At 49.9% G+C, this 13,469-nt stretch carries 14 protein-coding genes and 2 CRISPR repeat arrays; of the genes, 5 read left to right on the forward strand and 9 right to left on the reverse strand.

Annotation, left to right across the window (positions count from 1 at the left end; translation table 11 throughout):
- Positions 1 to 65 precede the first annotated feature (65 nt).
- Positions 66 to 1,596: direct repeats of the CRISPR family, unit length 28 nt; unit sequence GTTAACTGCCGCATAGGCAGCTTAGAAA.
- Positions 1,597 to 1,752: 156 nt separating this feature from the next.
- From DWX75_RS12375 to DWX75_RS11460, 6 genes are all read right to left on the reverse strand, one after another.
- On the reverse strand, positions 1,753 to 2,259 hold the full coding sequence (locus tag DWX75_RS12375; protein WP_158558803.1) for a transposase: 507 nt from the start codon (positions 2,257 to 2,259) through the stop codon (positions 1,753 to 1,755).
- A 157-nt stretch (positions 2,260 to 2,416) separates the two neighbouring features.
- Entirely contained in the window at positions 2,417 to 2,653 is a 237-nt protein-coding gene (gene tnpB, locus DWX75_RS11440; protein ID WP_118016441.1) for an IS66 family insertion sequence element accessory protein TnpB, read from the reverse strand.
- Between the two features lie 157 nt (positions 2,654 to 2,810).
- Complete coding sequence (locus tag DWX75_RS11445; RefSeq protein WP_147671606.1) at positions 2,811 to 3,137, reverse strand: hypothetical protein; 327 nt, start codon at positions 3,135 to 3,137, stop codon at positions 2,811 to 2,813.
- Between the two features lie 579 nt (positions 3,138 to 3,716).
- Complete coding sequence (locus tag DWX75_RS11450) at positions 3,717 to 4,037, reverse strand: YjcQ family protein (protein WP_118016443.1); 321 nt, start codon at positions 4,035 to 4,037, stop codon at positions 3,717 to 3,719.
- A gap of 1 nt (position 4,038) precedes the next feature.
- Entirely contained in the window at positions 4,039 to 4,230 is a 192-nt protein-coding gene (locus DWX75_RS11455; RefSeq protein WP_118016444.1) for a CPCC family cysteine-rich protein, read from the reverse strand.
- Complete coding sequence (locus DWX75_RS11460; RefSeq protein WP_118016445.1) at positions 4,214 to 4,702, reverse strand: hypothetical protein; 489 nt, start codon at positions 4,700 to 4,702, stop codon at positions 4,214 to 4,216. The genes DWX75_RS11455 and DWX75_RS11460 overlap by 17 nt, the downstream gene beginning before the upstream one ends.
- 77 nt (positions 4,703 to 4,779) lie before the next feature.
- Between DWX75_RS11460 and DWX75_RS11465 the strand changes: the two genes are divergently transcribed.
- A complete protein-coding gene (locus tag DWX75_RS11465; RefSeq protein WP_147671608.1) occupies positions 4,780 to 5,070 on the forward strand; it encodes a hypothetical protein in 291 nt (96 codons plus the stop codon).
- Positions 5,071 to 5,083: 13 nt separating this feature from the next.
- On the opposite strand, the gene DWX75_RS11470 is transcribed toward DWX75_RS11465, so the two are convergent.
- On the reverse strand, positions 5,084 to 5,449 hold the full coding sequence (locus DWX75_RS11470) for a hypothetical protein (protein WP_118016447.1): 366 nt from the start codon (positions 5,447 to 5,449) through the stop codon (positions 5,084 to 5,086).
- A gap of 660 nt (positions 5,450 to 6,109) precedes the next feature.
- On the opposite strand from DWX75_RS11470, the gene DWX75_RS11475 reads away from it, so the two are divergent.
- Positions 6,110 to 6,289, forward strand: a complete 180-nt coding sequence (locus tag DWX75_RS11475; RefSeq protein WP_118016448.1) for a hypothetical protein — start codon at positions 6,110 to 6,112, stop codon at positions 6,287 to 6,289.
- Between the two features lie 46 nt (positions 6,290 to 6,335).
- Here the strand turns inward: DWX75_RS11475 and DWX75_RS12325 are convergent, their stop codons facing one another.
- Both DWX75_RS12325 and DWX75_RS11480 read right to left on the reverse strand, forming a co-directional pair.
- Complete coding sequence (locus tag DWX75_RS12325) at positions 6,336 to 6,461, reverse strand: hypothetical protein (RefSeq protein WP_255424275.1); 126 nt, start codon at positions 6,459 to 6,461, stop codon at positions 6,336 to 6,338.
- Between the two features lie 333 nt (positions 6,462 to 6,794).
- Entirely contained in the window at positions 6,795 to 8,573 is a 1,779-nt protein-coding gene (locus DWX75_RS11480) for an ATP-binding protein (protein ID WP_158558804.1), read from the reverse strand.
- Between the two features lie 307 nt (positions 8,574 to 8,880).
- Positions 8,881 to 10,542: a CRISPR direct-repeat array (repeat unit 35 nt; unit sequence ATTTGAAACCAACATCCCCGACAGGGGACGGAAAC).
- A gap of 19 nt (positions 10,543 to 10,561) precedes the next feature.
- Here DWX75_RS11480 and cas1 point away from each other — a divergent pair.
- The 3 genes from cas1 to cas10 all read left to right on the forward strand — a co-directional run.
- Positions 10,562 to 11,566, forward strand: coding sequence for a CRISPR-associated endonuclease Cas1 (cas1, locus tag DWX75_RS11485; protein WP_118016450.1), 1,005 nt, complete (start codon positions 10,562 to 10,564; stop codon positions 11,564 to 11,566).
- A 10-nt stretch (positions 11,567 to 11,576) separates the two neighbouring features.
- Entirely contained in the window at positions 11,577 to 11,888 is a 312-nt protein-coding gene (gene cas2, locus DWX75_RS11490) for a CRISPR-associated endonuclease Cas2 (RefSeq protein WP_118016451.1), read from the forward strand.
- Positions 11,872 to 13,469, forward strand: a 1,598-nt coding sequence (cas10, locus tag DWX75_RS11495) for a type III-A CRISPR-associated protein Cas10/Csm1 (protein ID WP_158558805.1), incomplete at its 3' end; no start/stop codon positions are given. The genes cas2 and cas10, both read left to right, overlap by 17 nt.

A 13,469-nucleotide genomic window follows, 5' to 3' on the forward strand; every position in this document is an offset into this window, starting at 1 on the left:
CTAAAAATAAATCAGTGTTTTAGTAACTGCGAAGTTTGAGTCAATAACTAACAGTGTTTTTAATAGTTAACTGCCGCATAGGCAGCTTAGAAATATGAGTTACCCCAGAGGTACGATGTAGAGACGTTAACTGCCGCATAGGCAGCTTAGAAATTCTTGAGGCCGATTATGTGAATGGGTGTATTTGTTAACTGCCGCATAGGCAGCTTAGAAAAAGAGATCCGATTGGCATAGAGAGCCCCCATGGTTAACTGCCGCATAGGCAGCTTAGAAAATTATCATCATATTATATTAGTATATTATGCTTGTTAACTGCCGCATAGGCAGCTTAGAAAGCGCTTCGGGCGAATGAGGTAAATCTTATCTGGTTAACTGCCGCATAGGCAGCTTAGAAAATTGGGATGTCGGCGCAAACCTTTGTGACCGTGTTAACTGCCGCATAGGCAGCTTAGAAATATTCCGTAAATCAAGGTGAACATGCCACAAAGTTAACTGCCGCATAGGCAGCTTAGAAAGTCACGCTTCGCATTGCTCTCGTTGATTTCCTGTTAACTGCCGCATAGGCAGCTTAGAAATTTATCTGTCGTGCTACCATGTACGTAACTACGTTAACTGCCGCATAGGCAGCTTAGAAAATGATATTCATCTTGTTGAGCAACCGGATGATGTTAACTGCCGCATAGGCAGCTTAGAAAATCTCGCTTCGCATTGCTCTCGTTGATTTCCTTGTTAACTGCCGCATAGGCAGCTTAGAAAAAGAAGAAGGTAGCTTATCTCCTGTGGGGTAAGTTAACTGCCGCATAGGCAGCTTAGAAAATACTAAAATAGTCCGTCACAATGTCGCGGGCGTTAACTGCCGCATAGGCAGCTTAGAAATGCACACAGAACGGCACAGTCGGCAATGATTTGTTAACTGCCGCATAGGCAGCTTAGAAATCAAAAGAAAGGATACCATATGATGACAGCAAGTTAACTGCCGCATAGGCAGCTTAGAAATGGAGCTGATCCTATATGGCAAATCGAATACGGTTAACTGCCGCATAGGCAGCTTAGAAAATAACACCCGTGCCCACGGAATGGGCAACAGGGTTAACTGCCGCATAGGCAGCTTAGAAATGTTTGCCGTTTTGCCAGACATTGAAAGACGAGTTAACTGCCGCATAGGCAGCTTAGAAAGTCGAATATGGTCTGAAATACGGTGTGTACTAGTTAACTGCCGCATAGGCAGCTTAGAAAAAAAGCTCACGCGACGGGCATTGCAGGCAATGGTTAACTGCCGCATAGGCAGCTTAGAAAGAAAAATATTTAGCCATTTTTAACTTCCTTTCGTTAACTGCCGCATAGGCAGCTTAGAAAAAAAGTATCCATAAGCCCGACGCGATAATACAGTTAACTGCCGCATAGGCAGCTTAGAAATCTTGCTGACTTGTAATCATCAGATTACTAATGTTAACTGCCGCATAGGCAGCTTAGAAAGACAAGATTCTTTTTTATATCTTTGCTATATCGTTAACTGCCGCATAGGCAGCTTAGAAATTGCCAAGCACCTCATTTTGCCAGGCACGTATGTTAACTGCCGCATAGGCAGCTTAGAAAAGGACGGTCATCGCGATGCGCGTATCATAGTGTAAGCGCTAAATTATCCGGTGTATAATCTGCCAGCCTGATGGCTAAAATTTTCGTCATCACTGAAATGCGCATCAAAAAGCGCTGCTGTGCGAGCAAGGAAATTTGGATGGTTCATTTGCAGTTTCACTGGATTGTCTCATTCCATGGCAGGACGTCGTCGAGGTACTCGGGATGCTGCTGGATGTCGGCGTTTGGCAGGTGCTCGAAGAGGTATTGGAACGGATTCAGGCCGTTGGCCTTGGCTCCTTTCAGAGAGTCGCTGAACAACCAGTTCTTGCGCCCCTTCTCTTTGTGGACCTGTACGGGTGTCTCATCTGCATGGATGACATCCTGCTCGAGGAGGTCCTGCTGCAGTCGCGAGACGAGCGGCATGGCCGGCTTCTCGATGGAGAAATGCTCTTCCTTGCGGCAAGCGAGGCACTGGAAGGATTTGCGGCAGTAGTCGATGACCTTAATCTTGGCGGGGATGAACTCAATTTCCGTGCGGAGCTTCTCTTTGGCCATGGACGTCAGGGCTGTGCCGCAACGCCTGTAGACGTGCGGGCATCTCAATGCACGGTTCGGGCGCATTTTTCTTCGCCTCGACTCCGCCTCGTTGAAAAAGTCCATCTGCTCGTTTGCAGTCTCCAATCCGCTTCGTCTTTTCCGTGCGGGACCCATATACCATCTTCTGCAGCCGGGCAATCTGGGCCTTGAGCATCTGGACTTCCGTCTTTAGGGTGAGCCCTTCCGTGAGCTAGTGAAGCTGCTGTTCCGAGATCTCCAGCACGTCCTTGGGCTCATCCGGCTATTGGTACTTGCCATTTTCGAGGCGCTTGCAGAGCAGCAGAAAATCCGTCTTATCCCAGAGCGGCCCCTTGATACGGTCCTTGCGACGGCCGCAGAACAAGAAAAGCGCCGGCTGGTGCGGGTCCAGATGGAACCGCGAGACAACCAAGGCGGCAAGCCCGTCGATGGACTTCCGCATGTCCGTATGGCCACAGGCCAGATAGATGTGCTCCGCCGTGAGTTCTCGGATTAGCATGATGAGAACACATCCCTTAGGATACAGAGAGTCTGCCGCAAAAGCTCTGGTGGCGTATCTTTTGTTACCGTGATGCGTGTTGTCCCACAGAAAATCTCCAACGCTGGCTGTGGTGACTGTGGTGGCTGCGCTGATTGAGAGGACGGCTTTGTGCACTTCAATGAAACGAAGTGAACCCCTTCTTGCAATGTGGATTCGGGTGGCTCGGGCAGTGCTGGAGTTGATTCAGCAGGTGGCTCGAGCGTCTCAGCGCAACCTCCTCCGGTATTGCCGGAGTCTTTGGGGTACTCGTCTCGTGCTCACCTTTTGACGGCTTTATTGGTTCGGATGAAGGAGACAACGTCTCCACCACATCCGTATATTGCGCCTTACTTGCCAGCAGCTCCTTTTGGATGACATTCTGCCAGTAGTAGAACGTTTTGCAGTTGATTTCGGCACGGCGGCAGTATGCCATGCCGGAAAGGCCGCTGGCTCGCTGCTCCATGATGATCTGCGTCCACCGCGGCACATACCGCCGCTTCTGAGGATTACCGAATTTCCCGATTTTCCCGGATTTCCCGAGATTCCTGAATTTCCTATATGTCCTCATATTACCAAATTCCTCGGCGCATGCCTTGAGACATTCATGTGAGACCATTATCCCACAAGGCGGAGGGGGGAGTATATACACTGTATTATTTAGCGCTTACTAAGCTCGCTCCGCAGTGCCTCGTATGTCATCCTACCCACTTGTGTTGTGGCGGGCGGCCTCGCGCCATGTGCGCCCTTGATCAGCAAAAAGACCCGTTACCATTTTCATGGCAACCGCTCGCGATAGCCGCATAAACTCGGAGGAGTGCGACAGATGGTCAAGCGTAATCCGGATAAGCCTTGGGTCATTCGTCTTGCCGACTCGCATGACACAATCTGCTTGGCGATTTCCAGGAGCGAACGCCGGAACTCTGCTTCTATACGCGCTTTAGGCTCCCATAAATCCGCTCGTGACATATCCTTCCTCCTACTCGTGACATATCCTTCCTCCTATTTTGGGCATAAGAAAACCGCCTGCACATTGTACAAGCGGTTATAAACCAGGAACGCTATCTTTGATACCCTTGGCCATTCTCATAGCTCTCTGCATCATACTGTTTTCATTCAGGTACTCAAGGCCTTGAAGTGTCAACCGCGGTCGCCCTTTGCTGATCAAGAAATTTCCTGTGGCATCGGTATCAACTGCAATCCCCTCAATCAGTTCTGCTTTGACCAGCATACGGAGGATAGAATACAAACGGTATTGGCTTATCCCGAGAGTTTCGGCTGAAATCATGCGCTCGTCGAACTCCTCTGAATCCATACTGGCTTCCAAAGCTTTCAGTATTCGGTATATGATGCGGACGTTGTCCATGTCATTTTACCTTCTTTCCTGCCCTGTAGGCAGCCCGTGCCTCATTGAGGCTCATACGATTTGCGCCACTCTTATCCGGGTGACGAATCTGATAATCATCATTTTCCCAATAGCAGATAGGGCAGATATCGAAATTGTCCCGTTCATCAAATTCGCTTTTGCCACATACCGGGCACTTAACCTTTTCCGCCACGTTCGATATCCTCCTTACACATATTTATGTAATATGATTCGCCATCTATCGGCTTAAACATAGTGCGAAACCCTTTTGTTATGGATGCTTTTACAAAATCATTAGTTTTTCGGTCATATCTGATAATGATGCCATCTTTGTCGATATGGCCGAGTATGTCACCACCAACAGGCATTTCAGCCAGTTGCACAGCTCGTGCAACATATTGCCCGATCGTAAAGTCAGGATATTCATCTCGGTGCGTCCTTCCGTTTTTCCAATGATTCATGAGCTTTTGTTTATTGGCAAAGCCTCGCACCCATAATCGGTTCACACCTTTTGGGCTTAGTTCTACACTACCATGTTCATTGCTTTTTGTCGAGCCCTTATTCCCACCCTTTCCAAACTTTCCATCTGACCGGCGTGGGTGGTTCTCTTCATTCCAAGGCCTTCGGTCTTCTGTCCTCTTCGGCTCCGGCTCTTTATCCTTCATCGCCTCCTGAAAACCCTTTGTGGATTCTTGGCCGCCTTCCTAGGGCCCACCGTTTTCATCCTCGTTATCATCTTCGCTTGGATGGGCTCCGGAGCTACAGTGAGCCCCGTACTCGCGGGGATGATTCCCTGCAGGTTGGAGAATTCTACAAGATCCTCGAGGGACGGCGGACAGCGGAGAAACGCAGCGACGAGAAGTGGGCTTATTTCCTCTCGTGGCTCGTTAATGTGCAGCTTGAGCATCCCATCATGATGGAGGAAATCCTCGTGCTGCTCTATCCGGAGGTAAAGGAGCAGATGGAGGAGCGCAAGAGGAAGCAGCGAGAAGAGGATGAGGCCATCTTGCGCAAAGAGTTTGGATTGGATTAAAAAAAGACCGCCATCAGGCGGACTCGTCGGAATCAAGATAAGCTTGCAGGAAATCTTTGTAGGTTGTCTTATCCGCGACGGCGATAAAGGATCCGTAATAGCGGACGGTGATGCGGAACGTATAGAACTGGCGTACTTTCAAGCCGGCGATTGCGGCAAATGAGATAGCGCCGACGAGACTGAAGCAAAGAAGGCCGAAAGCCAAGGCGGGAAGTGTGCGCAGCCAGCTGAGCCCGTAGTCGGTGCAATGGGAAATTTCCTCGTAATCCAGGACAGATACCCTGTTAACGGCGATAGGAGGACGCCCCGTGGCAACCAAGGTGTTGCCAAAAAGCTTGTACTCGGGAGAAATATCGCCCAAAATGATACGGAATGACATAGAACCACCCCTTTTTTATTATAGCATGATGAACATGTTAGGAGGCAGAGAATTTAAATAAAATCAGCGATTTGCAAATCCTGATTGGTGCAGATGTTGCTTGGCAGTTTCCAGAAGCTGGCAATCGTGGTCGGAGGTGCTTCCGACTTGGGTGAGCTGATTTTAAGTGCCGCGCAGGCTGGAGATGCAGTATAAAAAATAAGCCCCGCACTGCGGAGCTCAGAGCTTTTTGAAAAGTCCGTACAAAAAGCCAAGCGCGCCGGAAAGGCACGTAGCAAAGATGGTAAGAAGAAGGAATGCACATATAAGCCCGAAAAGAACTGTCATGATGACCACCTTCCTGAATGTTCTTGATACTTATATTATACCAGAAAAGGAGGAGTTGCGGTGGCAGCAGCCTCAAGCGGCCGCCCGACAGTATGTGCAGACTGTCACAAGCTTGCATGCATAGATGCAGGCGGACAATTTGTCAGAGAACCAGTACCATGCGGCTGTAGCTGGTGAGCCCCCGCACTCGCGGGGATGATCCTTCATGGGTGCGTGGACTGAAACAAGTCGTTTCGGTGATCCCAGTGAGCCTTGAAGGATTGCACTGGTTTAAAAACTATATGCCTCATACCTTCAGGCATATCTGTATATTATCAAGGAGGCTGATATATCATGACATTTTACGAAGCATTTGACGCATATAACGAAAAATTTCCAGATGGATTTCCTACTATACCATTACTAAATAGAGGAGAGGCTTGGTGTATTAATGTGATTGAGCAATGCCTTCATGCAGGAAAAGACGTATACGAAATGGTATACATCGAAGATGATCCTAATATAGAATATTGAATAGAAGCACTTTGCAAATCATGCAAGGTGCTTTTTCTCAGCTGGCTTACCGGTTATTCGCATCGTTAGCATCGGCTTTTACTGGAGGTTCCTGTCCTCCCTGGCCGCCGGACTCGCCGGTATCGGCAAAGCGCTGGAGATTAAAATGCAGCATATTATCCTGGTTCTCCATTGTATATTCCTCTTTTCTTTAAAATTGGGCATAAGAAAAGCATCTCGCTTTTGCTTGGTGCTTGTACTAGGTATTTTATTATTACCAGTCAAGAAGACGTAAGTTCATCCATCTTTTTGATGAGAGAATCCATGATCCTACGCCACTATTCTTTCTTCTTTATGGCATCCGGAGTCTCGGGCTTAAAAGGTAAATTGATTGTTTGCTACAGTCGAGAACCCGGAAGATGTTTGCCTGTCGGCGATATGCATGGACAAGAAAAATCCCTCCGCTTGCTTGGCAGGATGATGAAAAATCCTGATAAGCAAACGGAGGGACTTTCTCTATAGCTTGTTACTGCTGGCAGCGCGGGAAGGTCAGGGTGAAGCGGGTACCGCGGCCTACCTCACTTTCGGCTTTGATTTGGCCGCCGAATAGCTCGACGAGGAACTTGACGAGCGAGAGGCCGATGCCGTTGCCGCCGGACTTGCGGGCGCGGGCCTTGTCGACGCGGTAGAAGCGGTCGAAGATGCGCGGCAGGTCTGCGGCGGCGATGCCGATGCCGTTATCCTCGACGCACAGGTTGACTGACGCATCTGTGCCTGCGGCGCGGACCGTGATCGTGCCGCCTTCTGGCGTGTACTTGATGGCGTTCTCGATGAGGTTATGGACAATCTGTCCGCAGAGCTCGGGAGTTGCGAGCATGAAGAGCGGGTTTTCCGTTCCTTCAATGATGAGCTGCTGATTTTTGGCCTCTGCCGCATCGAGGAGGGCCTGGCCTTCCTGCCGTGCGACGGCTGCGAGGTCAACGGGCACCTGCACGAGCTGCTTGCGGCACGTTTCGTCGCTGAGGCGCGCGAGCTGCAGCAGGCTTTTCATGAGGCGGCTCATGCGCTGTGCTTCGCGGTAGATGATGCCGGCGAAATGGTGGCTGGCATCGGGGTCCTTGAAGTCATCGTCGAGCAGGGTTTCGGCAAAGCCTGAGATTGAAGTCAGGGGCGTTGCAAGTTCGTGGGCGGCATTGCTGACAAATTCCGCCTGCCGGTCGTTGATTTCCTGCAGCATCGAGATGTCGTGGAAGACGGCGAGCACGAGTTTCTGATCGTTTTCCTCGGGGAAGGGCGCGAGGAAGACCTGGAAGGTGTAATGCTCGCCATCATCGCGGTCGGTGTGGAACGTGATGGTCTGAGAGCGGTCCTCGCGGCTGACGACCTGAGCCGTTTCCGAGAGCTGGGCATTGCCGATGACGTGGATGCTGTGGCGCTGCAGGCAGCCCGGCGACAGATGGAAGATGGCTTCGGCCTGCGGGTTGGCGTCGACGATATTGCCGCGCGCGTCGATGAGCATGATGGCGTTGTCGATGTTGTCGAGCGTCAGCGCGAGCTTATGGGCTTCGGCCTGGGATTCTTGGATTTTCTTGGCCAGATTCTCGGTCAGGTGGTTGATGGTCTGCACGAGGGTATCGAATTCATCGCCGCTGTGCCAGCGCAGGCGTTTGTCGAGATTGCCGGCCGCAATCGCCATGGCATCCTGCGAAAGCAGCATGATGGGCCGGACCTGCCGGTGGGCCAGCCAGACGGAAATCAGGAAGGAGATGCTGAGCGCGAGAAAGAGACCCCAGATGATGACCTGGAAGATCGTGTGGTAGGAGTGTTCCATCGGCGAGAGCGAATTGGCCGTGCGGATGATGCCGGTCAGCTGCCCGTCGTGCCGGATGGGGACGGCGACGTACATGAGGTTTTCGTGCAGCGTTGCGCTTTCGCGCACGGCGACACCGTAGTCAGAGGTCAGTGCGGCCTGGACTTCCTCGCGCGCAAAATGATTGTCGAGGCGGTCGGCCGTCTGAGCCGTGTCACCGAGCACGTTGCCCTCGGCGTCCATGACGGTGATGCGCAGTCCCGTCTCGTTGTGCAGGCGTTCCAGCGTGTCATCGAGCGCGTCGCTGCGGACGTAGAAGGTTGGTTCAAGTGCGACTTCGATGATTTTTGCGTTGCGGATGAGGGCCGTGCGCTCGTTTTCGAGTGTGTAGTCGTGGAAGTAGTGGAGCAGGAAGGCTCCGAGCAAGGCGAAGGACGCAAAGATGATGAGCAAAAAGGATGTTACGAGCCGGCGCGTGATTTTTGAACGAAACATAAACATTTCCCCTGACTGCAGAGTTGATTCGACGCCTTTATTATATCATATTTATTTGTGATGTCTGGCAAGAGTCCTTGCACAGTCAATGTATGTCAAAAATAAGAAAACAAGAAGGATTTTGCGTATCTGCGTAGAATTAAAAATAATAAATCCATTGTGGTGGTGACATAATCCGCACCGCGGCTTGCTGTATAAGGATTCGAGCAACATATAGAAATTTTTCGATTGACAAAACTGAGCGTTTTGCCATCCGCCCCGCAAAAGCCCGTTTCTCCATTGTCGCGCAACGGATTCCACCGACAGGATTTGAAACCAACATCCCCGACAGGGGACGGAAACGGATAATTCATTTCTTCACAGTAATAATTATTCCAAATTTGAAACCAACATCCCCGACAGGGGACGGAAACGTGCTCGCCACGATAAGTAATGACGTGCTTCACGTATTTGAAACCAACATCCCCGACAGGGGACGGAAACAATCAGGATGGAACTGCTGCTTCTGATGCAGATAAAAAATTTATTTGAAACCAACATCCCCGACAGGGGACGGAAACGGCGTAAAAGCGTACACATATACGCATTGTGCCAAAACGTATTTGAAACCAACATCCCCGACAGGGGACGGAAACCTGCTTCAAGATTTTCCGCGCTTGACGCGTTACTGTTTTAAATTTGAAACCAACATCCCCGACAGAGGACGGAAACCTCTTCGTCTTCATCGTCTTCGTCTGTGCTAATACCATAATTTGAAACCAACATCCCCGACAGGGGACGGAAACTTCTACACGGCTAAGCAGGAACGTCTGCTAGACGAATGATTTGAAACCAACATCCCCGACAGGGGACGGAAACCTGTTCTTTTATTGTCTTAATTATATCAACTCATTTAATATTTGAAACCAACATCCCCGACAGGGGACGGAAACTAAAATGTCTGGCAAAAACGTGCCTATCAACACGGGGCCAAATTTGAAACCAACATCCCCGACAGGGGACGGAAACAAAGTCGACCCATGACGATTGTGAATTATAGGCGAATCCATTTGAAACCAACATCCCCGACAGGGGACGGAAACAAGCCGCGTTCTTTTAAATACGGCTGTACTGCATGTACAATTTGAAACCAACATCCCCGACAGGGGACGGAAACTCATGACCGCAGCTATAAGTAATCGTGACTTTCATTTCAGATTTGAAACCAACATCCCCGACAGGGGACGGAAACGCAGGTCGCAGAACTTGCCTCGCGCAACGACAAGTAATTTGAAACCAACATCCCCGACAGGGGACGGAAACTTAACTGAAAAATAACTTCTGTAGCATTAGCCAGTGATGTTATTTGAAACCAACATCCCCGACAGGGGACGGAAACTCCCTGCACACTCAATGCCTTATCCATGTCGCCAGTCGTGAAATTTGAAACCAACATCCCCGACAGGGGACGGAAACGCAATGAGAATAAACAAAAGATGCATTGTATCCGTCATATTATTTGAAACCAACATCCCCGACAGGGGACGGAAACTGTTACCGTCTCCTATAATGATGTGGTCAATAACAGGGATAATTTGAAACCAACATCCCCGACAGGGGACGGAAACAGTCCTGCTTTCTTGATTGCATAATCAAGCTCCAGTGCGATTTGAAACCAACATCCCCGACAGGGGACGGAAACTTCTTCCATCGGCATTACAATGTTTTTCATGACATTTGAAACCAACATCCCCGACAGGGGACGGAAACTGTACTTTTCAGCTGCTTCCTGCGCTTCCGCTCTTGTGTAATTTGAAACCAACATCCCCGACAGGGGACGGAAACATTTCAACGTCCTGTAAATAATCTGCATCGGAAACGTAATTTGAAATCAACATCCCCGACAGGGGACGGAAACGCCCCGCATGATAAACGAACCCTTTTCTTTCTCATAAATTTGAAACCAACATCCCCGACAGGGGACGGAATAATAGAAGGGAGGTCTTGCAATGAGTTTTGTTTATATCACAGAAGATGGCGCCTTTATCCGTAAGCGCGGGGGCAGCTTTATCGTGGGGCAGAACGATCAGGAGCTTATGGAGATCCCCGAAGCAGTGCTTGATGGATTGGTCATCATCGATTCCGTGCAAGTATCTTCTCGGGCGATGGTTGAGTTTCTTCGTTTGGGAATCCCCGTGACCTGGCTTTCACGGCGAGGTGCCTTCTTTGGCCGCCTGGAATCTACACGTCATGTCAATGTCTTTCGTCAGGAAAAACAGGTCTTGCAGCGTGGCGGGCCATTTTATCTGGCCTTGGCCAAGAAATGTATTGCAGCGAAAATTCATAATCAACTGACGATTTTACGGCGCTATAATCGTTATACAGAGTCATCTGATGTGCAAGACGGCATACGTCAAATCATCGCTAACAGCCGCCATATTGATACGGCAGGAACCAATGAGGAATTGATGGGGTATGAGGGCATCGTTGCCAGACAGTATTTCCAGGCATTGGGGAAAATTGTTCCCAAGGATTTTGCCTTTGCCAAGAGAAGCAAACGTCCGCCCAAGGATCCATTCAATGCGATGCTCAGCCTGGGCTATACCTTGCTGATGTATGAAGTTTATACGGCTTTGAGCAATGAAGGACTCCATCCTTATTTTGGCTTTCTTCATTCATTGAAAAATCATCATCCGGCACTCGCTTCAGATTTGATGGAAGAATGGCGGGCTGTGATTGTAGACTCGATGGTATTGTCACTGGTTAATCATCATGAAATCCGGCTGGATCACTTTGAGAAGGCTGCTTATGATGAGCAGGAACAAGGCACTTTCCTGACGCGGGAGGGACGTGCCATTTTTTTACGCGCGTATGAGAAAAAGATGCGGACGAAAAATCAATATGTGGAGGGTGTTCATTCCTATCGCCACAGCATTGCGCATCAGATTTCCCAATACGCCCAGGCATTGATGGCGGAGAATGCCGATATGTATGAGCCGATATTCCTGCGCTGAGGTGAAAGAAATGGACTATGAAGAAGCGGAACTCATTGCAGAAGACGAACGCCATTATATTGTTCTGGTGATTTATGATATCGTCGAGAACAAACGGCGAAGCAAGATGGTCAAGTGCTTGGAAAAGTACGGGACACGTGTGCAGAAATCCGCCTTTGAGGCTTTCCTGACAAAACGGAAATACGAGGCTCTTGTGCAGGAAACGCAGCGCCTGATTGATGAGCGGACGGATTCATTGCGGATTTATCTGTTGGCGAATCACACGATGGTGCGTTCCTGGGGAGCGGAAACGAAGCAGATTGCCGATGTCATCATATTTTAAGGATTTTGCAGGATATTTTGAATTCTTGCAGAATGAACATATATATACAATTTATTGCGAGCAGGGAGATGCGAAAGGGGATGACTGGATGGCGACAGATTTATCGGATCGTGTAGAGCGGGCGGCACTGCTTCATGATGTCGGCAAGCTTGTCTTGCGGGCTAATCCAGAACGGAAAACACATTCTGTCGTAGGACGGGATTTTTTGGCGCGATTTGCAGAACCCGAAGATGCAGATATCCTGCGCGCCGTTCGTCATCATCATGGCAGTGATTTAAAGCAGATCCAGGATCCGGCGGATATCAGTTATCTGATTTATGAAGCGGATAACCTGGCGGCCGGCAGCGACCGGCGTTCCGTAGAAGATGGAAGCAATGGCTTTTCCGTACAGATGCCGCTCATGAGTATCTTCAATGTGTTTGGTGATCAGGCGGGACATCAGGCTTTTTATCTTCGCTCGCTGCGCGAGGATGCGGCGGTCCAGTATCCGCAGCCCCGTGATGCCGTCCGTGCCGATATCAGCGCCTATCAGAATTTATACCGCGATCTGGAAGCGAATTTCCTGCGCAAATCGCCATTCCATATGGAAGCGGATGAACTGCTGCGGGTGTTGGAGGCTGTTCTCAGTTATGTGCCTTCGAGTACGGCCCTTGGTGAGGCCGGGGACATCTCCCTTTACGATCATTTGCGGCTGACTGCTGCCTATGCCACGGCGATGTATGGATACTTTGAAGCGCATAGTATCAAGGATTATCGTGCGGCGGTGACTGGGGCTGCGGGGAAATCCTGTCGTGCAACGAATATGTACCTTTTGGTGTCAGGTGATATTTCCGGCATCCAGCAATTCATTTACACGATCCCATCCAAAGGGGCATTGAAAGGGCTGCGCGGCCGTTCGGTCTATTTGGAAATCCTTTTGGAGCATGTGGTGGATGAGATCCTTCAGGCATGTCATCTTTCCCGCAGTTCCCTGCTTTATACGGGTGGGGGACAGTTTTATCTGCTCTTGGCGAATACATCAGAGACGATTGCAGTGCTGCAACGCGTGAGTGAACAGATTAACGATTGGATGATTGCGCATTTTTCGCAGCGCCTTTATCTGGCCCTTGCCTGGACTCCCTGCAGTGCGAATGAATTCCTGGGGGAAGGGACGCGTCAGGCCTTTCGCCGCGTGAATGAAATCTTGTCCGACAGGAAAGTGAACCGTTATTCATGCGGCCAGTTGCAGCAGCTTTTTTCACCGACCAGCCCCTGTAATAAGACACAGGATGCTGCCCGGGAATGTGCAATCTGTCATACTTCTGTCAGCCGGCTGCAGCCGTATCCGGCTAATCCAGAAATTGAGGTATGTCCGCTTTGCGCAGGCCTTTATTCATTTGGAGAACGTGTCCTGGACAAGGATATCCTCTGTGTCTCTGAGACGGCATCGGCTGGTGCTGTCCCGCTTCCGGGACTGAACCGTGCTGCCTATCTTTCGGCCGAATCTCTTGCTGATGTCCAAAAGGGAATGGTTCCCTTGGAACGTCTTTATGTCAAGAACAACAGCAGTTTACAGCTTTTAAGCCGCTTGCTCATCGCCCC

Origin of the sequence: Mitsuokella sp. AF21-1AC (assembly GCF_003458855.1) — a bacterium.
GTDB lineage: Bacteria > Bacillota > Negativicutes > Selenomonadales > Selenomonadaceae > Mitsuokella.